The following is a 25,101-nucleotide window of genomic DNA, read 5'->3' on the forward strand; positions in this document are numbered from 1 at the left end:
ACATTTAAGTCATTTATTTTGTCTTAAATAATATTTAAGTATTTTATAAAATTCTTAATTTTTTTCTTAATTATATCTATATTTTCTTGAATTAGTATACTTTTTAATGTACTTTTACATTTCATTAAAACAAAAGACAAGGAGCTATGCACGAGTTGTTTACTTTTCTTAACAACCCCTATTTAGTCGTTTTGGAAGAAAGCCTGAAAAGCCTACCCGGAATTGAGCGCATAGATTTATTGTTTTATAATGTAGAAAACTCCAAAACTGAACTTCATAGTGTCGGGCGCACAAATAACAAGCAACAGGCAATACGACTTAATTTCACAAAAGAATCGTTGGATACGCTAAACACATTTAGGAGAAAACAGAGTAATCAAAATTGGCTCAGAATAGATAATATCCCCTATTCTAATTATAAAGAAAACGAAATTAAGCAAGACCTATTTTCCGAATTTGACAGTCACGTTTTATGTTTGGCTTTTCCAAATACTACAGATTACTCCAAAGACTTATATCTTTTCTATTTTAGGAAAAACACTAGCGACTTTGGTTTAAGCAGAAACGACAAAGTACTAACTACCTCTAATAAAGCTATTATCGGACATTTACTTTACAATAGTTTAAATGCCCAACTAAATACTATTAAACACAATCAAAATAGTTTAAAAATAATTAATGAGCATACTCGCTTAATTTTAGAAAATAAGAATAAAATTAAACTTGAGAATATCGCATTAAAAAATAGAAATAAGGAAAATATCCTTCAGCTTACAGAATTCTTAATCAATGATTTAAATAATAGCGATAAGGATATATTTTATTTATCAGAAGATGCAAAAGACAAAATTGGTGAATTTTCAAATGGCATATTTGAATTAAAAAAACAATTAAGCATAGCTATGTCTTTGGCTAAAACCATAAATTTTGGAACAGGTGTATACGAGCATATTATAAAATCTGATTACCTTAATTTTAAATCATCAGAAGAAATACAAAGCAAATCCCTATCTACAGAAATTTTATCTGAAGAAAATACAAAACACCGACATTCTAAGACTTTCGATTTCCTTAACGATATGGAGCAAGCAGCTCAATTGCTTCTTAAACAAAACTGGAAACTTACCAGTGCAAATGTTGGCCATAAATTAGAAAAACCTATTACTGCAGCGGCTATATCGGATAAGTTAAAACATCATACTCCTAAGATTATAAGTCTTTTAGAACAATATCCGGCCAAATGGCCTCTTATTCGGAAACGCTTCCGCCCATTGCAAAATGTAATTGTAAAGGCAGAAAATAAGTCGTTTGAAAGAGCAAGTTAATTTCCCTTTATTACCATCTGTATTGGCATAAACCCTAACTTTGAATAAACTTTCATTCAAAACACTATGTCCATTAAGAAATACTTTATTGTTTTTATTTCTATTTTGAGTTTTGGACTAATCAATGCTCAAGAAAGCAAAAATTTTATCCAATACGTAAATCCTTTTGTAGGCACAAAAAATATGGGACATACCTATCCTGGAGCCACTCGCCCTTTCGGGATGGTACAGCTTAGCCCCGAAACAGATAACCAAGCTTATGCCATTAATGGAAAATACAATCCTCAAACTTATGAATATTGCTCTGGTTATCAATTCAAAGATTTTACTATTGTGGGTTTTAGTCATACCCATTTTAGCGGTACCGGTCATTCCGATTTAGGTGATTTTTTGGTGATGCCAACCGTAGGAAAATTGCTATTAAATCCGGGGACTTCTTCAGCACCGGAAACAGGATATCGTTCTCGCTTTTCGCATAATAACGAGAAAGCAGAACCAAATTATTATCAAGTTTATTTATCTGATTACCGGATAAATGCAGAATTTACCTCAAGTAAAAGAGTAGGTTTCCATCGCTATACTTTCCCTAAAACAGATAGCGCAAATATCATACTCGATTTAATGGCTGGGATTTACAATTTTGAAGAGAAGAATGTCTGGACTTTTATTCGGATTGAAAACGATACATTGGTAACGGGATATCGTCAAACTCAGGGTTGGGCAAGAACGAGAACAGTCTATTTCGCTCTTTCATTTTCCAAACCGATAAAAGAATACGGCCATAAAAAATACGACAAACAGCTTTATCGCGGGTTTTGGCGTAAGTTTGACGAAACAAAAAACTTTCCTGAAATGGCTGGACGCCAGATTCGAGCTTACTTTCAGTTTGATATGGATGAAGGCGAAGAGATTCTTTTAAAGTTTGCTCTTTCATCAACATCTACTGTCGGGGCTTTGCGTAACTTAAAAGCTGAAATTCCACACTGGGATTTTAATCGTATTAAAAAGGAAGGTCAAGATGAATGGAACCAAGAATTGGCTAAAATTCAGGTTGAAACTCAGACTTTAGCCGATAAAGAAACATTTTATACTGCACTTTATCATAGCTTTTTAAGCCCAATAGAATATATGGATGTGGATGGCGCATACAAAGGATTGGACGGCAATATTCATTATGCAGAAGGCTTTACGAATTACACCATTTTCTCTTTATGGGATACCTATAGAGCGCTTCACCCCTTGTTTAATCTTATTCAACCTACAAGAAATAAAGATATGATGGAATCTTTATTGGCGCATTACGATCAGAGTGTACATCCAATGCTTCCGGTTTGGTCGCATTATGCTAACGAAAACTGGTGTATGATTGGTTACCACAGCGTTTCTCTTTTAGCCGATGCAATGATAAAAGGCGTATTGAAGCCCGAATCTTATCAAAGAGCATTATCTGCTTCTGTTCAAACTGCAAATACATCATATTATGATGGTATTGAATTTTATAAAGAGCTTGGCTATGTTCCTGACGATAAAAACTCTTATTCCGTTTCAAAAACTTTGGAATATGCTTATGACGATTGGTGTATTGCTCAAATGGCAAATACTTTGAATGATAAAAAAGTGTCTGAGAAATTTGAAACGAGAGCACTCTCCTATCAAAATGTCTTCAATCCAGATAAAGGATCTATGGCTCCAAAATTGGCCAATGGCGAATGGCGAAAAGACTTTGATAAACTGAGTACACACGGACAAGGTTTTATTGAAGGTAATGCTTGGAATTACAGCCTATACGTTCCTCAAGCTCCTGATAAATTAATCTCCTTGATGGGTGGAAAAAAGGCTTTTGAGCTCCATTTAGATTCATTATTTACCCAGCATTTAGATGATGAATATTTTGCTCATACCGAAGATATTACCCGAGACGGAATTATCGGATTATATGTGCACGGAAACGAACCTGGTCATCACATCCCCTTTCTTTATAATTGGACAAATGCTCCCTGGAAAACACAGGAACGGGTTCGGATGATTATGAAAACGATGTATTCCAATTCAAACGACGGTTTATGTGGCAATGATGATGCCGGTCAGATGAGTGCTTGGTATATTTTTAATGCTTTAGGCTTTTATCCCATTGCACCAGGATCAGACCGCTATGCTATTGGTAGTCCAAACGTAAAATCTGCAAATCTAACTTTCGAAAACGGAAATCAGTTGCAAATAAAAGTGCTAAATCAAAGTCCAAAGAATGTTTATATAAAACATATTAGACTAAATGGTAAAATAATAAATCGCTTGTATTTAACTCATAATGAATTAATGCAGGGCGGTATTTTAGAGTTTAAGATGGGAAGTAGCCCAAATAAAAAAGCGGTTTCAATTGCTCCTTAAATCCATTTTATTAAAGAGAAATCTTCGGGATAAGCCAAATTATCTGATTTAGGACTTATACGAAAAACATAATCGTAAACACCAGCTCTTTCAACAGGAATAGCGCAAGAATAAAGCACATTACCGTTAGGTAAATTTTCTACTTTCATCTCTTCCTTATAGATGATTCGCTTAATTTCATCTTCTTCTTTTTCACCAAAAAGGATTTCAACGCGTACATCTTCTGCAGAAAGCTCGGCTAAGTTTATCTCAATTCGAGCCATAAAAGTATCGCCTAAATTAAGAGTATGATCCTGATAACTTTGCGGCAATTCTTCAGAAATAATCTGTATATCCTCCCATTGATTAACAATTTTTTCTTTCCATTTTGCTAAACTCGAAGCTACCTCAAAATTATTAGCATAAAAAGCTTTAGAGCTAACAAACAACTTATTGTAAAAGCGATCGAAATAATCATCAAGCATACGTTTCATCGTAAAATGAGGTGCAATTTGTGTAAAGGTATTTTTGATGTGAGCAATCCACTGATCAGAAACGTCACTATTATCTTTGTTGTAATATGCTTTTACAATTTCCGATTCCAATTTAGAATAAATAACTTCTGCATCCAGCATATTTTGCATATTTTGTTCTAAATAGGTTCTGCTTTCTTCTAAAGCCCAACCTGCCCCATCGGTATATCCTTCGGCCCACCAGCCATCGAGAACAGAGAAGTTCATCACACCATTCATAACGGCTTTTTCCCCACTTGTTCCAGAAGCTTCTAATGGTCGTGTTGGAGTGTTTAACCATACATCAACACCACTAACCAAATGCTTAGCCAATTCCATATCATAATTTTCTATAAAGAGAATCTTTCCAATAAAATCAGGCATCTTAGAAACTTCTATAACACGTTTTATTAAATCTTGTCCGGCCTTATCGTGCGGATGAGCTTTTCCGGCAAAAAGAAACTGTATAGGTTGTGTTGTACTGGATACCAGTTGACGTAAACGATCTAAATTAGTAAATAATAAATGTGCTCTTTTATAGGTAGCAAAACGACGAGCAAAACCAATAGTTAAAGATTTTGGGTTCATATTTTCCATCACTTGAACAATATAAGCAGGATGCTCTTGACGCTCTTTTAACTCCTGTGTCAGTCTAACTTTCAAATAATCAAATAAATGTCTTTTCTGATTGAGATGTAACTCCCAAATACGATCATTAGAAATATCGTTGATAGTCTTCCATACTTTCTCATCGCTTTGTGTTTCCAAAAAATCTTGACCAAAAAGTTCGTGATGAAATTGCTGCCATTCTTTGGATGTCCAAGTGGAATAATGCACTCCATTAGTAACATATCCAATATGTAATTCGTCGGCATAATACCCATCGTAAAGCGACTTAAACATTTCTTGACTAACATGCCCATGAATACGGCTTACACCATTCATCTCTTGCGACATACGTGCTGCGAGTACACTCATAGAAAATTTTTGATTGCCCTCATTTTCCGTCCATCGTCCCAAGTTCATAAAGTCATTCCAAGTTAGTTGAAGACGGTCTGCATAATGAGGAATATATTTTCTCAATATACTTTCTTCAAAAGCGTCATGACCGGCAGGAACGGGAGTATGCGTTGTAAATAAAGTACTTGCACGCACAACTTCTTTAGCCTCATTAAAACTTAAATTATCGTTTTGAATTAAGTTTTTTAAACGTTCCAAAGAATTGAAAGCTGCATGACCTTCATTAGCGTGATAAATATCCGGTTTTAAGCCTAATGTTTCTATTAAGCGAATACCTCCAACACCTAATAACAGCTCCTGTTTTAAACGATTTTCCCAATCGCCACCATAAAGCTGATGGCTGACTTTTTTATCTTCTTCAGAATTTTCTTCAATATCTGTATCGAGCAAATAAAGTGGAATGCGTCCAACTTGTGCTAACCAGACTTTAGCCTTCATATTTCTGCCCGGCAAAGCAATGCTTACCGTTGCCCATTTGCCGTCAGACAAACGCACAGGAACAACAGAAAGCCGAGAGAATTTTTGAGGATTATAAATATCTATTTGATTACCACTGACTGATAATTTTTGCTTAAAATATCCATAACGATATAAAAGACCTATGCCAATCATATTTACGTTAGAGTCAGAAGCCTGCTTTAAATAATCGCCTGCCAAAATGCCTAAACCGCCTGAGAATATTTTTAAACTATCGTCGATGCCGTATTCCATGCTGAAATAGGCAATTTGTTGTTTTGGCTTTTCCTTAGCTTTTGCCATATAAGCCTCGAACTTATTCATTACTTTTTCATAATGAGCCATAAAATCCTTATCGGATAAAAGTTTATCATAGCGTGCCTGCGAAATTTCTTCAAGCATAGCAACCGGGTTCTTCTTTAGTTTTAGCCAAAGCCCTCCTCCCATTCTATCAAAGAAATCTTGTGCACAATAGTTCCACGACCACCAAAGATTTTTGGTCAGTATCTCCAATTTTTGTAGCTCTTTGGGTAAAACAGGGCGAACCAAGACTTTTTTCCAATTAGGTTTTTGAGAAACTTTCAACACATTGGATTGCACCAAGCTAAACTGCTCCTGACCGGCAACTTCTTTTACTCTTGCTGAAACCTTTTCAAGAGCTTTAGTATAGGTTTCTTCATAATATTCTATAAAATTCTTCCATTGTGCCGCTTCTGCAATACGTACAGCGTCTTTTTTTGCCTGACCTATATATTTTGTCTCACCGCGGTAGAAATTTAATATATGATCTGTAATACTCTGAATAACTTCTCTTTCGTTAATATCGCTGCGAGGCACTACTTTTAGTCCATTATTTTCTTCAAAGGAAGCTTGTACCCAACGGCCAAAGCCCGATAATGAAGTAGTTACAGAAGGTACTCCAAAAGCAAGACTTTCTAATGGGGTGTAGCCCCAAGGTTCATAATAAGATGGAAAAACGCTCAAATCGCAGACGGATAAAAGATCGTAATATTTTTGATTAAAAATACCATCTTCCCCTTGCAAGTACGCAGGAACACTAATTACTGTGAGCAAATCATCGGCAGCATTAATCAGTTCAAGCTCATCCATTTTGTTTTTGATAGGATCATGATTCTCATCCGTTAATTGATGCGTAAATCGTTTGCCTAAAAAATTACTGGAATTTATATTTAAAGCTTTGGCTAATTCTATATCTACACCTCTAATACCGGCAGGAATCATTAAAAAGGCGATTACCTTCCTTTTTTCAAGCTTAGATTTTAGCTGATTAAGAGCTTCAAGGAAAACATCAATTCCTTTATTTCTATATTCGTATCTGCCGCTAATAACAAGCAATAAGGTATCTTTATCAAACTTATTATTTGTCATTTTACTTGCTACTTTCAGTAATAAATCTCTGTTATTTTCCCGTTTAACTTCCTTTGCAGGAGCAACTAATCTTCCATCAAAGCCATTGGGAGTCACAATATCTACTGCCTTACCTAAGAAATATTTACATTCAACATTAGTTACTTCGCTAACAGTTGTAAACATATCGGCATTTTGAGCGGCTAATTTTTCTAAGGAGTGCTTGGCAACAACAGAGAATTCCCGAGCTACCATATCAGGATTGTATTTATCAATTTGATCGTAAAGTGGTAAACCATTACCCGCAATGGAGCGACCTAAAACTGTTGCATGTGTTGTAAATACAGTCGCTATAGACGGGTTGTTTTGTTTTAAATACAATATAGCTGAAGCAGTCATCCACTCATGAAAATGAGCTGCTATTCCGTCTTGATAAACGCCATAATATTTTTGAAAGCTATCAATCAACCTACCGGCAGCATAGCCAAACAAGGCAGGCTCTATATAATCCCAGCCTCCTGAGATTGAATCCAGTTTATAAGTTTCCCACCAAGAGCCGAAAATTTGATCTTTTTTATTAAAATATGGTTTGAAATCGATTAAAATAGCTATAGGATTTCCTTTGATATTCCAACGACCTATTCTAAAATTTATTCCTTCTGACTGTGCATGCGCTGTCCAGTCAGTAAATAATGATTTATCTTCTGTAAATTCCGGGTTCTTGCTTGTTTCCATCCAAACGTCAGGGCCAATAAAAAAGTAGTTATCGCCATATTTTGGTTGAATAGCAGGTGCTTTTGAGGCTAAAACGGTGTGGATACCACCAATTTTATTACAAACCTCCCAAGCGGTTTCAAATATATATTTTGTTTTCATGATTTATCCTATTTAAATATTATGGTTGCGCAAGAACTTCCAGACAGGGCTGAAACCTTGCTAATAATTGTTCAATATTTTAAGCTGAGATTATGCCAAAAGTTAAATCTTCCGACGAATACTCTCTTTGTATTCATCTATTTCTCTACCGGATAAAGCATCTGTATTTTTTCGTAAATCTTGAATTTTCTTCAGGTTCTTTTTTCCTATTACCTTCATAATTTTATCACGAATATTTTGATTACTTTCAAAAAACAAGACAGTTAGCTCATCCGTATTTAGTTCTTTAATAATCTGTTTAAGCTTAACATTGGTACATTTTTCAACAATATTAAACACATCTTCTTGCAGTATTTCCAATCGTTTATTTACTCTTTTTCTTCGACCTAAGCCTGCTCTGTCTAAACGAATATAAAAATCAGAAAGGATATTCATGAAATTTATAAAAGCCTCATAAGGAGAACTATATGGCGTAAAATATTCATGAACATCACCATCGGAAAACCATTTAGTACACATATAATAAAAATGGTCACTGGCTTGTAATTTCAGCCAATCTTTTTGTAATACGGGATCTTTACAATTCCGCATAGCCGTTTCAACAGTATAAAGTTTATCGAAAGCTTCATCTTGGATTTCGTTTCCGAGCCAAGCGGTTAAATCACGTTCTTCATCTGCCCAGCTAATAGCATTTGGAACTTGTATAGCCGCAATAGGTTGGTATTCCTTACTTACTTCCGAAGGTGTTTTAAAACTTAAATTGGGTTTATTCAATATTTTTTCCGGAAGATTACGCATAAATTCAAAAATACCTGTTTCTGCCCATTGATGCTCGCCAAAAGTTTCATAATCCATAAACAAATTTACCACTTGCTCTTTTGGATTTAAATTGTTCAACCAATCGGAAAATTTATCTGTTGTTAAAGGCCATTCACTCCACTCCTGATTAGAAAAACGAAAAGCGATATCATCGCTCAATTGGAAATTACGAAGCAAAACTTTTAGGCGAGGATTAATTGCATTAGTGTACACAAAATTGGGACTTTTCCAACCCAAAATATGCTTTGCTCCTTCAGTGAGTATAGTTTTAAATCCTAAATCAGCCACGGTTTCTCCAATATCATCGGAATAGATTAGCTCTGTATTTCTAAAAGTTTGTGGATTAAGACCAAACAGCTCTTTAATCCTTTTCTGATGCATCTGAATTTGGCGTATAAATTCTTCTTTGCTTTTCATTCCGGCTAAGGAATGAGCATAGGTTTCTGCCAAAAATTCAACATTTCCCGTTTGTGCCAAAGCTTTGAAGCTCTTCAATACCTCAGGTGTATATTCTTGAAATTGATCCAAAGCCATACCGCTAATTGAAAAACTGACTTTAAACTTTTTGCCGTATTTCTTAATAAGATCAAGCAATAAATTATTCATCGGAATATAGCTTTTTGCGGCTACCCTTTCCATTATAGATTTATTCAAATAATCATCATAATAATAATGATCATTACCCAAATTAAAAAAACGGTATTTTTTTAAACGATACGGTTGATGAACCTGAAAATAAAGACAAACTGATTGCATATTATTGTTTTCTAATTCTATTTATTTGACAAAACACTTTCGTATATTGTTTTTACCTGTTTTGCGGCATATTCCCATTTAAGATTATCTACTTCTTCTACTCCATTTTTAATAAACATTTGCGATAGAGAATTATAATGAAGTAAGCCATAAATAGAATCAGCCATACTTTCTACATCCCAAAAGTCGACTTTAATAGCATTGGTAAGTACTTCGGCTACTCCCGATTGCTTTGAAATGATTACCGGCACATTGGAGCGCATTGCCTCCAATGGTACTAATCCAAAGGGTTCTGAAACAGATGGCATTACAAATACATCTGAAAGCAGAAACATTTTATCGACATCAGTTCCTTTTAAAAAGCCTGTAAAATGAAACTTATCAGCAATTTTCAATTCGGCAACACGTTTTATCAAAGACTCAAACATATCACCATTTCCAGCCATTACAAAACGAACATTATCATCTCTTTCAATAACAAGTTTTGCGGCTTCTAAAAAATACTCCGGTCCTTTTTGAAAAGTCAGGCGACCCAAAAAAGTTACTACTTTTTCCTTTACCGATCTGTTTGCTACAATATTCTCTTTATCTACGGGTTCGATAGCATTATGTACTGTTTGTATTTTATCAGGATTGATACCATAATGTTTTATAACAATATCTCGGGTAAGATTACTCACGGTAATAACTTTATCGGCAGTACTCATACCTTTTTGCTCAATACCAAATACTTCGGTATTTATACGATCTTCTCCTGCTCTGTCATATTCTGTAGCATGCATATGAACAACCAAAGGTTTACCGGAAACTTCTTTAGCCGCAATACCTGCCATATATGTCAACCAATCGTGAGCATGAATAATATCAAAGTCGTATTGAGCAGCAATACTTGCGCCCACCATAGCATATCGAGCAACTTCTTCCATTAGGTTTTTACCATATTTCCCAGAAAAAGTATATTTCTCACCTAAAATCAGATGCTCTTTTTCTTTGATTGAATGTTTAACATCTTCGTGAATTTGAGCAAAATCTTCAGGATCGATATAGGGACGGATATTGGAACCAATCTCGAGATACGTTAACTTCTCCCAAAACTCTTGAATATTTTTCTGTTTATAATTTACCGGAATATCACTAGCGTTAACAATACGAACAGCACGTTGATCTTCATCGCCAAAGGCTTTAGGAACAACAAAAATCATTTCCACTCCATGCTTAAGCAAACCCTTAGTTAAACCGTAAGATGCAGTACCCAAGCCACCTGTAATATGTGGTGGGAATTCCCAACCAAACATTAATACTTTCATATCTGCTTAGTTTTATTATTTTCTACTCTAAACATTAAACTTAAAATGGCGGATACACTCCAAGCTTGTGAGACACCTCCTTTTCCTTCGTATGGAGGATCGCCATTATATAACTCTGAAATACTTCCAATTCCATGTTCAAACATTTCCTCTTCAAAACGATCTACAATAGCTTGTATTTCACCAATTGCTCCTTTTCCATATAAATAGAAAAGCACATCAGCATAAGGAATTAACAACCAAGGCCAAACAGCACCATTATGATAGCTGTTATCTCTAATTTCTATATTTCCTTCGTATTTTGATTTGTATTTTGGATTTTTTGGAGATAAACTTCTAATTCCACGAGGAGTTAAAAGCTCTTGTTTTACAACATCGAGTATAGATTTACGTATTTCATCAGCCAAAGGCGAAAAATTTAAAGAGGCTGCTATCAACATATTAGGTCTAACATCCCAACATTCTTCGCTTTCATTAACAAAATCGGCCAAATAATTATGTTTAATATCGGTAAAAACTTCTAAAAAGCTTTGTCCTGTTTTTTCTAATTGATCTGTCCAGAATATACTGTGATCTTTTTTCTTGAATTTAGTTTCGAGGGATAAATAAAAAGCAATAGCATTATACCAAAGAGCATTTATTTCTACAGCAAAGCCTGCACGTGGTGTAACTGCTTTACCAAACAAAACTGCGTCCATCCAAGTTAAAGGAACGTTTTCCTTAGAGGCGTAGATAAGTCCATCAGGCTTCATTTGAATCCCAAGTTCGGGCTTCCCGTTTTTATATGCTTCTAAAACTTCAAGCATTGGTTTAGCATATTTCCTCCAAACCAATTGATCTTTAGCGGTATAATAGATATATTTTTGAAGTGCCCAGAAAAACCATAGAGAAGTATCTGCTGAATAAAAATCTACTTCATCTCCTGTGCCTTTATTAGGGAAAAATCCGTTTTGCTGTTTTGCTACCCAAGTATCTAAAATATTGATAAATTTCTTTTCATCACCCAAAGCCAATGTTAAGCCCGGAAGCGAAACAAAAGTATCTCTACCCCAACTACCTTTCCAAGGCAATCCGGCAGCAATTTCTGTCTTTCCGACTTGTTCAATAAGAAATTGTTGAGAAGCATTTATCAAATTATTTTTAAAGCTATCGCGAGGAACTCGTTTTTTTAATTGTAGACTAAACTGTCGGGAGAAAGTACTTGGAACTCCTTCTTTTATACCAGCCTGAAGTATTACACTCTCACCCTTTTTAATGGCAAACTCAAAATCACCCGGAGCCAAAAGATCTTCGTGACCAGCATATCCCCTTTTTATCTCCTTCATATATTCAAAATCAGAATACCAATCGGGATGATGAATATAATCTACAGCCTTTGAAAATTGCAGATAAAGCGGTGTAAATCCGGGATACAATTGCATTTTAAAACCGTTATTCACTTCTTTATAAGAAGTGTCGGCAATGGTATTAGCATGAGTTAAATCATGAATATTTCTAAAAGCAAGCAAGGGTTTAATCCTGAATATTGTTTTAGATTTAGCCTCCAACAAAGTGTATTTCAAAAACATACTCGCTTTTTTATCGCTAAATACACTTTCTACACTCAGCACAACACCACCTACTCTATAAGTAATTTTAGGAATAGGATCAGATATATATTCCCGCATATATTTATGTCCTTTGGGATTATACTCTCCTCCTTTGTATTTATGAATTCCCAAATTAAATGATGCATCATGTTGAATAACAGTTAAGTCCAGAGACGAAAGCAATACGTGATTTTCGTTTCCAAAATTAGGCTGAGGGACAACAAGAAGACCATGATATTTTCTGGTATTACAACCAATTACAGTACTACTTGCATAAGAGCCACTCCTGTTAGTTCTAACGAATTCTTTGCGCAATGCAAATTTTAAGTTGGTTAAATGTTTTTTATCAAATTGAATATAACTCATTAACAAATCCTTAAGTCGAAATATTAAACAAAAAAATACACTGAAAATTAAATACAAAGATACCTTAATTTCTTACAATGTATATTTACTCCAAATCAAAATTAACAAAAAAATAATATGCAAACGATTGCTGTTCAGAAGTATTACGAGTTTTCTTCCTTTGAATAATTATAAATATTAAGAATATAATCTATTGTATTTGTTTAAATTTGCTAAAATTTTGAATCATGGCTGTTACATTAATTCAAACCGGAGGTACTATAGATAAAGATTATCCTAAATCAATAAATGGTTGGGCTTTTGAAATTGGAGATCCCGCTTTCATCAGAATAATTGAAAAACTCCCAAAAACAATAGAATGGGAAATTGTTACTTTGCTCAAAAAAGACAGTACAGAACTAACAGAAACCGACCGCAATAAAATATTAAAAGCTTGCCAAGCAGCATCCAACACTCAAATTATTATTACTCACGGAACAGATACTCTTTTAGAAACGGCTTTATCACTTAGCACTATAAAAAATAAAACCATTGTAATTACAGCTGCAATGCGGCCGGAAAGATTCAGCAATACAGATGCGGATATTAATTTCGGAATGGCTCTAGCAGGCGTTCAAACACTTTCGCAAGGTATTTACATCGCTATACAGGGAATTATTGCACCTTACTATAAATTGGATAGAAATCTTGAAAGCGGACTTTATTTTATCAAATAAAAAAATGATACAAACACCAAATAAAACGGCACTTTTAGAAGCTAGAAAAAAAATAGAGAAATATATTCACAAGACTCCTGTTTTTAAATCTTCAGCTCTTAATGAAATAAGTGGAGCTCAGCTATTTTTTAAAGCTGAGAATATGCAAAAGATGGGCGCATTTAAGATGCGAGGAGCAATGTATGCAACACTTCAGCTAAGTAAAGAGCAACAACTTAAAGGAATAGCAACTCACTCTTCAGGTAATTTTGCACAAGCTATGGCTTTAAGTGCCAAATTATTAAAGATTCCTGCTTGGGCTATTATGCCATCTAATGCACCTCAAGTTAAAAAGGATGCAGTGGCTTCCTATGGAGCAACTATCATTGAATGTGAACCGACTTTGGAAGCAAGAGAAAGAACGCAAGAGCAAGTTGTAAATAAACATAATTGCACTCCGCTACATCCCTATAATGCTATTGATGTTATTTTAGGAAATAGTACAGCTACGCAGGAGTTTCTTGAGCAAACGGAGTCGTTAGATATGATTATTTCGCCCGTTGGTGGTGGTGGTTTAATATCAGGAACAGCACTAGCAACATATTATTTTTCGCCAACAACCAAGGTAATAGGTGCTGAACCACAATTAGCCGATGATGCTTACCGATCTCTTAAAACAGGAATAATACAGCCTCCATTAAAACCACTCACAATAGCAGATGGTTTAAGAACAGCTTTAGGCGATATCACTTTCCATTTTATCCAGCAGTATGTTGAAGAAATTAAATTAGCAAGTGAAGCTGAAATTATTGATGCTATGCGACTTATTTGGGAAAGAATGAAAATAGTTGTAGAACCTTCGAGTGCAATAACACTTGCTATTGTATTAAAAAATAAAGATTTTTTTAAAGGTAAAAAAGTAGGACTGATATTATCGGGTGGAAATGTAGATATGGGAAAACTTCCTTTTTAAATAAACACTAAAGCACTTTTTCAAGATCAACCAAAAAAGAACGAATATCCTTTAAGCGCTTAACGACTTCAAAATTTTCGTTGATGCCCTCTCCCTGTTTACTTAGCTTTTGCTTTGCTCCTTGTAGCGTATATCCTCGTTCTTTCACCAAGTGGAATATTAAGTGAAAATTATCAACATCTTTAGGTGTAAATAAACGGTTTCCTTTTTTGTTCTTTTTGGGTTTAATAATAGAAAACTCTTTTTCCCAAAAACGAATTAAAGATTGATTAACGCCAAATATTTTAGACACTTCGCCAATAGAATAATATAATTTGTCTTTAGGATGTTCCATAAGTTAATTTGAAACGTTAGCTACTGAACGGTTGGCAAGCTTAATAATTTCATCATAATCTTCAGCATTCATATTGTTAAAGAAATAATATATTGGATTTACTTTCTTATTATTTTTGTGTACTTCGTAATGTAAATGAGGTCCTGTAGAAAGACCTGTACTACCCACTGCACCAATAGTTTGCCCCCGTTTTACTTTCTGTCCTTTACGAACATTAATTTTTTGTAAATGAGCATAAACAGTCACATAACCATAACCATGATCAATTTTAATAATGTTCCCATAACCATAGTTGGAGCGCGTTGCCTGAACAACAACACCATCGCCTGAAGCATAAACATCTGTTCCTATAGGTGCAGAAAAATCTACTCCTTCGTGAAATATTCTTGTTTTATAAATAGGATGAATACGATAACCATAAAAAGCCGAAATCCTACGTTTATATTTATCACTTATAGGCTGAATAGCAGGAATACAAGCCATCATTTTTTCTTTATTCCTTGCCATTTTAAATACTTCATCGAAAGATTTAGACTGAACATATAATTTATTACTCAGCTCATCTGTTTTTTTAGTTGTTTTTACTATTAAATCGGAATTCTTAAAGCCTTTCAGTTTGGAATACCTATCGGAACCTCCTATACCGGCATTTCTTACTTCTGGAGGTATCGGCTCCGCCTCAAAAATTACACGGTAAATGTTATCATCTCTTTCCTGAAGATTGCTGGCTACTTTATCAAGACGTTCCAAACGATCATTAATAATAGAAATTTGTAATTGATATTGTTCATTTTCACGCTGTAAGATCAACTCCTTAGGGGAAGTGAAAAAATTATTTGAAATAATTAAAACAATACTGGCAAACAAAATACCGGAGAAAATAATGGAAACAGCCCTTAACAATCCTGTTTTAAGAGTGGGCTTAATTAATTCGTATTGTAAGTTTTCTTCGTTAAAGCGATATGTATTTTTCGCCATTTATTTAATTTCCTCCAAAATAAAATTTAATAACAAGCCACAAATTTAATGAATTAAACTAAATTTAATCTATTTTTGTGACGATTTTTTTCAACGGACTTATCACTACATAAAAACCTCTTAAATATTGGGTCTTAATAAGTCACACGAAATAATATAGACTATGAAAGCAAAAGAAGTTAGACAAAAATTCTTAGATTTTTTCGAATCGAAACAACATAAAATTGTTCCATCCGCTCCTATGGTTGTAAAAAACGACCCTACACTCATGTTTATCAATGCGGGAATGAATCAGTTTAAAGATGTGTTTTTAGGTCATGGGCACCCTACTGCTAAACGAGTCTCTGATACTCAAAAATGCCTTCGTGTTAGCGGAAAACATAATGATTTAGATGAAGTAGGGCATGATACTTATCATCATACAATGTTTGAAATGCTAGGTAATTGGTCTTTTGGCGATTATTTTAAAAAAGAAGCTATAGCCTGGGCTTGGGAATTGCTTACCAAAGTTTACGGCTTAAACCCTAACGACTTGTATGTCACTGTTTTTGAAGGTGATAAGATTGACGGAACAGCATTTGACCAAGAAGCTTATAATTTTTGGAAAGCTATTATTCCGGAAGAGAGAATTTTAAACGGTAATAAAAAAGATAATTTCTGGGAAATGGGCGAAAGTGGTCCTTGCGGTCCTTGTTCAGAAATTCATATTGATATCAGATCAAAAGAAGAAAAAGCAAAAATACCGGGGCGTGATCTTATAAATATGGATCATCCCGAAGTAATTGAAATATGGAATCTTGTATTTATTGAGTTCAATCGTAAAGCTAACGGACAATTAGAAAATCTTCCGGAAAAGCATATTGATACAGGTATGGGATTTGAACGTCTGACTATGGCTATTCAAGGAGTTCGCTCCAACTACGATACCGATATTTTTCAACCTTTAATTCAGGCTATTGCCAAAGAAACCGGTTTTTCCTACGGAAAAGATAAGAAACAAGATATTGCTATGCGCGTTGTTGCCGATCATATTCGAGCCTTAGCATTTACCATTGCCGATGGTCAGCTGCCCTCTAATATTGGTGCAGGTTATGTCATCCGTAGAATCCTTCGCAGAGCGGTACGTTATGCCTATTCTTTCCTCAATAAGAAAGAGGCTTTTATGTATAAAATCTTACCCGTTTTAATACAAGAAATGGGAGAAGCTTTCCCCGAATTAGCTAAGCAAGAAAAGCTAATAACTAAAGTAATACAAGAAGAAGAGAATTCGTTCTTAAATACACTAAGTACTGGAATACAACGTATTGAAAAGATTATCGAACAACTTACTTTAAGTAATAAAAAAAGTTTATCGGGTAAAGATGCTTTTGAACTTTACGATACTTTTGGCTTTCCTTTTGATTTGACAGAACTTATTGTTAAAGAGAATGGGTTGACAGTAAGCAAAGCGGAATTTGACACCTTTATGAAAGAGCAAAAAGAGCGTTCCAGACAAGCTTCCGTTTCAGAAACCGATGATTGGGTGATTGTTTCAGGTAAACAAGAAGGAAAAGGTTTTATAGGTTACGATTTGCTTTCGGCCGAAATAAACATTTTAAAATACCGAAAAATTCAAACTAAAAATAAAACCGCTTACCAACTTGTATTTGATCAAACTCCTTTTTATGCAGAATCCGGCGGACAGGTTGGTGATACGGGTTTTATTAAAAGTGAGACAGAGAAAATTGATATTTACGATACTAAGAAAGAGAATAATCTTATAGTTCATTTTAGTAAGCAATTACCAAAACATCCCGAAAAAACTTTTCAAGCAAATGTAATTGCAGGAAAACGTCGACAGACAGCCAATAATCATACAGCAGCGCATTTAATGCATCATGCTTTACGACAAGTGTTAGGTACTCATGTGGAGCAAAAAGGCTCTTATGTCGACGCCAATTATTTGCGTTTCGATTTTGCTCATTTTAACAAAATGACAGATGAAGAAATACAAGAGGTTGAGCAGCTTGTAAATCAAGCTATATGGAATAATACTCCTGCCGATATTCAAACAGATATACCAATTGAAGAAGCCGTTAAAAAGGGCGCTATTGCGTTATTTGGCGAAAAATATGGCGATAAAGTACGTGTAGTTCAGTTTGGAGATTCTGTTGAACTTTGCGGAGGAACTCATGTTGAAGCTACGGGTCAGATAGGTTTATTTAAAATTCTTCACGAAAGTGCTATTGCCGCCGGAATTCGTCGTATTGAAGCAATTACCGGAGAAAAAGCCATTGCATATTACAATTCTCAAGCCCATGAATTAAATCAAATTAGAAATATCTTAAAAGGTCAGAAAGATTTGAGTAAGGGCGTTAAAAACTTGCAGGATGAGAATAAAAAACTTCAAAAGCAAATTGACGAATTAAATCAGGCAAAAGCCGCGAATATTAAAAACACTCTCCTATCCGAAGCTGTTGAAATTAACGGAATTAAGCTTATTACAGATAGTGTTGATTTAGATGCTAATAATATTAAAAATTTAGTGTTTGCGCTTTTGCGCGAGACCAAACACACTCTTATAGCATTAGGTAGTAAAAATGGTGCTAAAGCAACTCTAACAGTGGCTCTAACAAAAGATTTGATTGAAGAAAAAGGGCTTGATGCCGGAAAAATTATCCGTTCTGTTTCTAAAGAAATTCAAGGAGGTGGTGGCGGTCAGGCTCATTTTGCAACTGCCGGTGGTAAAAAACCCGATGGTTTAGAAAAAGCTTATCATTTAATAAGAGAACAAATCGAGGACCTATAAGCTCTTGATTTTAGAAATATTAGCTTGAATTAATTCGGTATACACAAGCTTAGGGAAGATTTCGGCTTCCTACATTCTGATAAGAATATATTTTATATGCCGTATTTATTTACCTCAAAGTTTGATTAACAGTAAGCTATTGAGCACTTAACAATCCTGTCTTTTGTTTTGAGCGTACAGGATTAGCATAAATATCAATAAATATTTCTCTTACTCTTTGATTATCCTCACCAACTAATTGGATCGCTCTTTTAAGTCGTTCTTGGAAATAATTTATAGTTTCTTCGCTGTAAAATTTTACGTATTTATTTGAATTATTAGCCAAATCGTATGCGTAATAATTACTTGGCCACAACCTATAATTTTCAATTATCTGCTTATCTATATAATCTACAACTTGATTAAGAAATGGATTATTCCCAACTGTACTATCAAAAGTATCGAGAACATTATTTACGGGCTTACAAAAGGCAAGCTCAATTCCTCCTTTTTGTCCAATAATACCTTTTACAACACTATCCATATCTTCTCCGGGATATTTTATATAAGTACCAAACTCATTTACATACAACTCTCGCACTTTTGAGGCATCGCAAGGCTCCCATTCGTACGATATGCTAATAGGAACAATATCAAGGCTGACAAGAGCTTCTTTAGCACTTTTTTCACTGCTCGAAATAAGCATTTTAATAACGCCAAGATCTGTTTTATCTATGCCATTTTTCGTTCTTCCTTTACGATGCGCAATCCATATTGAACGTTGTTTTTCCTTTAAAGTACAATGAATATAGGCAGATAAATTCTTAGCATTCTGTAACAATTCTCTGGGACTTCCATTACGGAAAACGGTAAACATACGATTTATCCGACCGAAATCGTTTATAAAATCACTCGCAATCAGGTTATTACCAAAAGATATTTCGCTTGTTTCTAAACCTAAATCAACAAGAATAACCTGCAAAAGAGCAGAATCAAGCAAAATATCACGATGATTAGATATATAGGAAACCGCACGTCCATCAGTTATGAAATGTTCATTCTTAAAAAGCAAGCCTTTAGGTGTAGTTTTCTTTAAAACCGATTTTAATCCGGTATACATAAAAATCTTTTGAAATTCTAAAGAAGTCGTTGCAGCCAACAAATCTTTTCTTAATTTATCGTGAGTTTCTGTGGGATATATATAATCTATTATTTTCTGAAACAATGGATTAGAAAGAATTCTGACCAAAGCATCATGTACCTGATCCTCTTCGTAGGGTTTTATTTTAGAAAAATCAGTTTTATATTTTGAGTCTTGATCTTGCATAAACATTGCTCATTTTTATATTTATCTTAAATCGAAAAAACTAATCGGCTTCCTACTTTTTTCAGGATATTTAACTTTACGGATATGATCTTCACTAACAAATTCTATTAGTGGTGCTACTCGTAATTTAGCCCTAAAACGATCTTTTATTTGTTTTTCAAATTCCTCCGTTTGATTAAAGGCTAAAATACAAATTTTAATCTCATCTGTTCCAATATCATTAGTAAATACTTCAACATAATAGTCTTTTACAGCATCAAAATCGGCTAACATATTGTAAAGTGCCGGAGGATAAAGTGTTGTGCCTTTATATTTAATCATCTGTTGTCTGCGTCCTATTACAGGACCTAAACGCATACTTGTTCTTCCACAACTGCAAGCATCAGTATAATGATAGGCAATATCTCCTGTTTTAAATCGTAATAAAGGCATTCCTTCAACACCTAATGTAGTAATAGTTATTTCTCCGGCTTCATCTTCAGCAACCGGATTATTATTATCATCCAAAAACTCTACAATAATCAGTTCCGGATGATGATGTCCTCCCCTTTGCTCATCACATTCTGTAAAAGCAGTACTCATTTCGGTAGAAGCATAAGTAGAATAAAGTTCTATATCCCATTTTGCTTTTATTTGTTGAGCCAAGATGCTTAAACTAAAATCTTTTTCTCTCAATGCCTCACCAATACAAATAGCTTTTTTAACTGATGAGTTACGATAATCAATACCATTATGTTCAGCATATTCAATAATTTTAAGAATAAAAGAAGGAACGGCGATTATAACATTTGGATTAATACGTTTAATAGTGTCCCACTGCAACTCAGGAATACCGTTACCAACACGAACAATACCGGCACCAAGTCTTCTGGCTCCAATAAAATAAGCTAATCCGGCCATAAAACGACGATCTATTGTGGTCATCAGTTGTAAAGTATCTTCCTTACCAATTCCGGCGGTTTCAAACGAAATACATTCGTTATAAGCCAAACGGTCCAAGTCTTTATCGGTTAAAGCAAAGGTTACAGGATCGCCTAGTGTTCCAGAAGTAGTTATATAATCTATGATTTCGTTTCGTGGCACGCAGATAAAATCTGCATTATTTTCAGATAAATCGGCTTTAGTGGTGACCGGTATTTTTTGTAAATCTTCTAATGTTTGAATAGACTCAACTGTAATACCATTTTCCTGAAATACTCTTTTATAAAAAAGAGAATTCTCACTCACATAGGCAATTACCTCTCTTAATCTCTCTTCTTGAAAGGTTTTTATTTCTTCGAGTGACTTTTGTTCTATTTCTAGAATGCGTTTCATTTAAATCGTTTTTATATAAGTAACTTTTAGTGTATGTATAGCCTTAAATTTATCGTATATCCTGCTTGAATCCTGCTTTCTTACTTTGAACTGCAATCTGCAATCAATTTGAAAATCAGTCATCAAAGGACTTATTCCCTCATCTTTTAAAATTCTCATCACATTATTCATATCAGGATAAGTAAAAGTAAGTTCGTAAATATCTTCAATCTTTTTCTCAATAATATTAGCGTGTTCTATAGCATCTTTTGCAGCAGAACGATAAGCATTAATTAAACCAGGTATACCTAATTTTGTTCCGCCAAAATACCTTACTACTACAATTAGGGTATTAGTTAAATCATAAGAAAGCAATTGTCCGTAAATTGGTTTACCTGAACTTCCGGAAGGTTCTCCGTCATCGTTAGCGCGCCATCCTGCTTTATCGACTCCTAAAATATAAGCGTAAGCATGATGGCGAGCATCATAATGTTTTTTACGTAATTCCTGCAAATGCTCCTTTATATCACTATCTGTTTTTACAACAAAAGCATAGGCATAAAATTTACTTCCCTTGTCTTTAAATTCGCCCCTTGAAGGCTGGCTTAACATCCTATACGTATCTTCAAAAAGCATTGTATAAATTTTATGCTAATTTACTAAAGCTATGCTCAAATCAATAAAAAAAATCAAATTTAAACAAATCAAAAAAAGTTGTAATTTGCAAAAGCAAAAAAGATGCAATGAAACAGACCCACTTCTTTTCAATCTTAGGTACAGCTATTTTTACTATTCCTGCTTATACTCAACCTATTAATAGTATTAATTTCTCATCCCTTTTTTCTGCAGGTCAAGAAGAAAGTGGTATCCAAATTGTTGAAACCGTATGGTTTTATGTAATTCTATTATTATTTGCTCTTATTATTTCCTATTTAATTTACAGATTTAGAATAAGAAGTTTGAACCAACGTGAACAGGAATTACGTAATCAAGTTGAATATCAGACTAAAGATTTGCAACGAAATATGGATAAGTTATTACAAGAAATTGTAGAACGAAAACGTATTGAAAATGCTTTAATATCTGAAAAGGAACGTGCCGATTCTGCTAATAAAAGTAAAAGTGAATTTTTAGCCAATATGAGTCATGAAATACGGACTCCTATGAATGGTATTATGGGGATGACAGATTTACTTAATCAAACTGAACTTAACAGTAAACAAAAAGACTTTGTCCGTACAATTCAACAATCAGCCTCTTCTCTACTCAATCTTATTAATGATATACTTGATTTTTCAAAAATTGAAGCAGGACAAATTGATATTGAGGAAGTGGATTTTGATATTCATAAGGCAACACTTGAAGTACTTGAGTTATTAAAATATAAAATCAAAGAGAAGAATCTTTATTTAAAAACTCTTATTGCACCCAATGTGCCTCAATATGTTAAAGGCGATAAATATAGGTTTAAACAAATTTTAACCAATCTGTTTAATAATGCGGTAAAGTTTACAAATGAAGGAGGAATAAATGTGAATGTTGTCGTCTTGGACCAAACCCCTACACATATAAAAATAAAATTTGATATTATTGATACCGGTATAGGTATTACAGAAAGTAATTTAAAAAAGCTATTCAAATCATTTTCGCAAGTCGATTCTTCTACTACACGATTATACGGCGGCACAGGGTTAGGTTTAGTTATTTCAAAAAATATCGCCAAGCTCTTGGGTGGAGAAATGGGTGTAGAAAGTGATGAAGGAAAAGGCTCTAAGTTTTGGTTTGTAATCAATTACAAAAAATCTGATAAAGTTGCTGCCATGAACGAGCCGATTAAAATTGAAGAAAAGCCTGAACAAAACAAACTACATATATTACTTGCCGAAGATAATCCGATTAATCAGAAAGTAGCACAAATGCATCTTGAAAAACTTGGTCACATTGTAGAATGTGCCAATAACGGAAAGATTGCTTTTGAAATGTACACTAAAAACGATTATGATTTGATTTTTATGGATATTCAAATGCCAGAAATGGATGGTATTCAGGCTACAAAACGTATTCGCGAATTTGAAAACGATATTCAGCTTAAAAATCCTATTCGTATTATTGCCCTTACTGCTAATGCAATGAAAGGTGATAAAGAAGCTTGTATAGCTGCCGGAATGAATAATTATATGAGTAAACCATTTAAACCGGCTGAGTTACATAAAATAATGCAGGATTGTTTAACTAATAAATAATTGTTTAGTTTTTCCTTATTTTTATGACAAATTGAAATCAAATTTTCATGCAAAACGATACTCTAAGCCCAAGCAGAAAAGCATTATTAATAAATCTGGATAATACTATCTATGGCACCTTTGCCGAAATTGGTGCAGGGCAAGAAGTTGCTCGCACTTTTTTTCAAGCAGGAGGAGCATCGGGAACTATAGCTAAGACAATATCGGCCTACGACATGAAGATGAGTGACGAACTCTACGGAAAAGAAGTTTCCGGTAGATATGTTTCAAAAAATCGTCTTTTAAAAATGCTTAAGCAAGAAGCTGAAGGACTAACAAAAACATTAGGAAAGTCGGTTAGTGAAAAGACACGGTTTTTTGTTTTTGCAGATACGGTAACAACTATAAATTTTAAAAAAGATAAAGAAGGTCACGGTTGGATGGGTCTTCGCTTTCAAACAAATTCTAAAGGAAATCCAAACGAAGTAGTTTTGCATGTCCGACTACTTGAAAATACAGCATTGCAACAACAAAAAACTTATGGTGTTTTAGGGACAAACCTAATATATGCTTGCTATCACCATTATAAATATCCCAATCAGTTTCTTCAATCATTAATGGATTCGCTACTCCCCGACCAGCTGGAAATTACTATGATAGAAATGTCGGGGCCTGATTTAGATTATGTCGACAACCGACTTCTTGGGGTTCAGCTGGTGAAAAACGGAATGGCTAAAGCCATTATTTTCGATCGTAGTGGAAAAGTACAAACGCCGGAAGATATGCTTTATAAAAAAAACGTATTGGCTTTTCGCGGAAGCTTCCGCCCTATTACTTTTGTAGGTTTCGATATGATAAAAAGTAGTTATACCCTCTTTAAAAAAGACCCCGATTACGATAAAAATAATACATTGGCTCTTTGCGAGATTACCTTAAATAATTTATTAACCGAAGGCGATTTTTCTGATCAGGATTTCCTTGATAGAGTAGATATCTTAAATGGAATGGGACAAAATGTGATGGTGTCTAATTTCAGAGAATATTATAAGCTTGTTTCATATTTCAGTCGGTTTAAAATCAAAAATCTACGTATTGTTATTGGGGTACTGACTTTCAAAAAAGTTTTGGATAAAAGCTACTATAAGCATTTAAAAGGTGGCGTTTTGGAAGCATTCGGGAAATTATTTCCCGACAATATGAAGCTTTATGTATATCCTGCTTTACAAAAAGATCAGGAAAGCCTGATGGACTCCACTAATATCCCACTAAGTGAAGACTTAAACTTTATTTATAATTATTTAATTCAAACTCGAAAGATTATTGATATTAAAAATGTAAATAAAGAAAAACTGCATATTTTTAGTGCTATGGTGTTAAAACTAATTCACGAACAAAATCCTGAGTGGGAAACTATGGTTCCAAAATATGTTTCAGAACAAATTAAAACAAAACATCTTTTTGGTTATCTGCCGGAGAAGGTGGAATAGATAAGCTTAATGAGAAAAACACTTTTATATCTATTTGCTCTTGTTCTGTTAGGAAACATAAAAGCACAAAATAGCACAGCTATTTATTCTTTTTTTACAGCAGGTCACACATATGGTAGCCCAAACAACCCCCATCTTGGTTTACATTATCCCTTTGTCTATTATATTCCTACAATAAATAATTATCCAAATATGGAATATGGTTTTTTTACTGGAGATGTTGTGGTTTCTAGCACATCAACATATTGGGATTCAGCTATTAAT

General features: G+C 34.2%; 17 protein-coding genes. 8 read left to right on the plus strand and 9 right to left on the minus strand.

Translation table 11 applies throughout. The annotated features are described in order from the left end of the window. Positions 1 to 146: 146 nt before the first annotated feature. Together J7K39_01830 and J7K39_01835 are read left to right on the plus strand one after the other, a co-directional pair. Positions 147 to 1,325 (plus strand): hypothetical protein, encoded by a 1,179-nt coding sequence (locus J7K39_01830; GenBank protein MCD6178619.1) that lies wholly within the window; start codon positions 147 to 149, stop codon positions 1,323 to 1,325. Positions 1,326 to 1,391: 66 nt separating this feature from the next. Next, the gene (locus tag J7K39_01835) at positions 1,392 to 3,713 is read left to right on the plus strand and encodes a GH92 family glycosyl hydrolase (GenBank protein ID MCD6178620.1); all 2,322 of its coding nucleotides are present in this window, start codon (positions 1,392 to 1,394) and stop codon (positions 3,711 to 3,713) included. Here J7K39_01835 and glgP read toward each other — a convergent pair. From glgP to J7K39_01855, 4 genes are all read right to left on the minus strand, one after another. Continuing rightward, positions 3,710 to 7,924, minus strand: coding sequence for an alpha-glucan family phosphorylase (glgP, locus tag J7K39_01840; protein MCD6178621.1), 4,215 nt, complete (start codon positions 7,922 to 7,924; stop codon positions 3,710 to 3,712). The two genes, J7K39_01835 and glgP, sit on opposite strands and share 4 nt — an antisense overlap. A gap of 102 nt (positions 7,925 to 8,026) precedes the next feature. Next, a complete protein-coding gene (locus tag J7K39_01845; GenBank protein ID MCD6178622.1) occupies positions 8,027 to 9,499 on the minus strand; it encodes a glycoside hydrolase family 57 protein in 1,473 nt (490 codons plus the stop codon). A 17-nt stretch (positions 9,500 to 9,516) separates the two neighbouring features. Further along, positions 9,517 to 10,794, minus strand: coding sequence for a glycosyltransferase family 4 protein (locus J7K39_01850; protein MCD6178623.1), 1,278 nt, complete (start codon positions 10,792 to 10,794; stop codon positions 9,517 to 9,519). Positions 10,795 to 10,802: 8 nt separating this feature from the next. Next, entirely contained in the window at positions 10,803 to 12,761 is a 1,959-nt protein-coding gene (locus J7K39_01855; GenBank protein ID MCD6178624.1) for a glycogen debranching enzyme family protein, read from the minus strand. 227 nt (positions 12,762 to 12,988) lie between these two features. On the opposite strand from J7K39_01855, the gene J7K39_01860 reads away from it, so the two are divergent. Together J7K39_01860 and J7K39_01865 are read left to right on the plus strand one after the other, a co-directional pair. Beyond that, the gene (locus J7K39_01860; protein MCD6178625.1) at positions 12,989 to 13,477 is read left to right on the plus strand and encodes an asparaginase; all 489 of its coding nucleotides are present in this window, start codon (positions 12,989 to 12,991) and stop codon (positions 13,475 to 13,477) included. 4 nt (positions 13,478 to 13,481) lie between these two features. Next, on the plus strand, positions 13,482 to 14,429 hold the full coding sequence (locus J7K39_01865; GenBank protein MCD6178626.1) for a pyridoxal-phosphate dependent enzyme: 948 nt from the start codon (positions 13,482 to 13,484) through the stop codon (positions 14,427 to 14,429). A 7-nt stretch (positions 14,430 to 14,436) separates the two neighbouring features. Here the strand turns inward: J7K39_01865 and J7K39_01870 are convergent, their stop codons facing one another. Further along, entirely contained in the window at positions 14,437 to 14,763 is a 327-nt protein-coding gene (locus tag J7K39_01870; GenBank protein MCD6178627.1) for a MerR family transcriptional regulator, read from the minus strand. Positions 14,764 to 14,766: 3 nt separating this feature from the next. After that, positions 14,767 to 15,741, minus strand: coding sequence for a M23 family metallopeptidase (locus J7K39_01875; GenBank protein ID MCD6178628.1), 975 nt, complete (start codon positions 15,739 to 15,741; stop codon positions 14,767 to 14,769). A 163-nt stretch (positions 15,742 to 15,904) separates the two neighbouring features. On the opposite strand from J7K39_01875, the gene alaS reads away from it, so the two are divergent. Next, the gene (gene alaS / locus J7K39_01880; GenBank protein MCD6178629.1) at positions 15,905 to 18,529 is read left to right on the plus strand and encodes an alanine--tRNA ligase; all 2,625 of its coding nucleotides are present in this window, start codon (positions 15,905 to 15,907) and stop codon (positions 18,527 to 18,529) included. A 136-nt stretch (positions 18,530 to 18,665) separates the two neighbouring features. Here the strand turns inward: alaS and J7K39_01885 are convergent, their stop codons facing one another. Genes J7K39_01885 through J7K39_01895 form a run of 3 tightly spaced genes read right to left on the minus strand, consistent with a single transcriptional unit; the run spans position 18,666 to position 21,764 of the window. After that, positions 18,666 to 19,835 carry a hypothetical protein gene (locus J7K39_01885; GenBank protein MCD6178630.1) on the minus strand — a complete coding sequence of 390 codons (1,170 nt, stop codon included), beginning with the start codon at positions 19,833 to 19,835 and terminating at the stop codon, positions 18,666 to 18,668. Between the two features lie 21 nt (positions 19,836 to 19,856). Then, positions 19,857 to 21,149, minus strand: coding sequence for an AMP-binding protein (locus tag J7K39_01890; protein ID MCD6178631.1), 1,293 nt, complete (start codon positions 21,147 to 21,149; stop codon positions 19,857 to 19,859). After that, positions 21,150 to 21,764, minus strand: coding sequence for a YigZ family protein (locus tag J7K39_01895; GenBank protein MCD6178632.1), 615 nt, complete (start codon positions 21,762 to 21,764; stop codon positions 21,150 to 21,152). It abuts the gene before it with no gap. Positions 21,765 to 21,871: 107 nt separating this feature from the next. On the opposite strand from J7K39_01895, the gene J7K39_01900 reads away from it, so the two are divergent. From J7K39_01900 to J7K39_01910, 3 genes are all read left to right on the plus strand, one after another. Next, entirely contained in the window at positions 21,872 to 23,371 is a 1,500-nt protein-coding gene (locus tag J7K39_01900; protein MCD6178633.1) for a response regulator, read from the plus strand. 47 nt (positions 23,372 to 23,418) lie between these two features. Continuing rightward, complete coding sequence (locus J7K39_01905; GenBank protein ID MCD6178634.1) at positions 23,419 to 24,837, plus strand: hypothetical protein; 1,419 nt, start codon at positions 23,419 to 23,421, stop codon at positions 24,835 to 24,837. 9 nt (positions 24,838 to 24,846) lie between these two features. Next, the coding region (locus J7K39_01910; protein ID MCD6178635.1) for a hypothetical protein at positions 24,847 to 25,101 on the plus strand (255 nt) is incomplete at its 3' end.

This window comes from Bacteroidales bacterium (assembly GCA_021157585.1).
GTDB lineage: Bacteria > Bacteroidota > Bacteroidia > Bacteroidales > UBA12170 > UBA12170.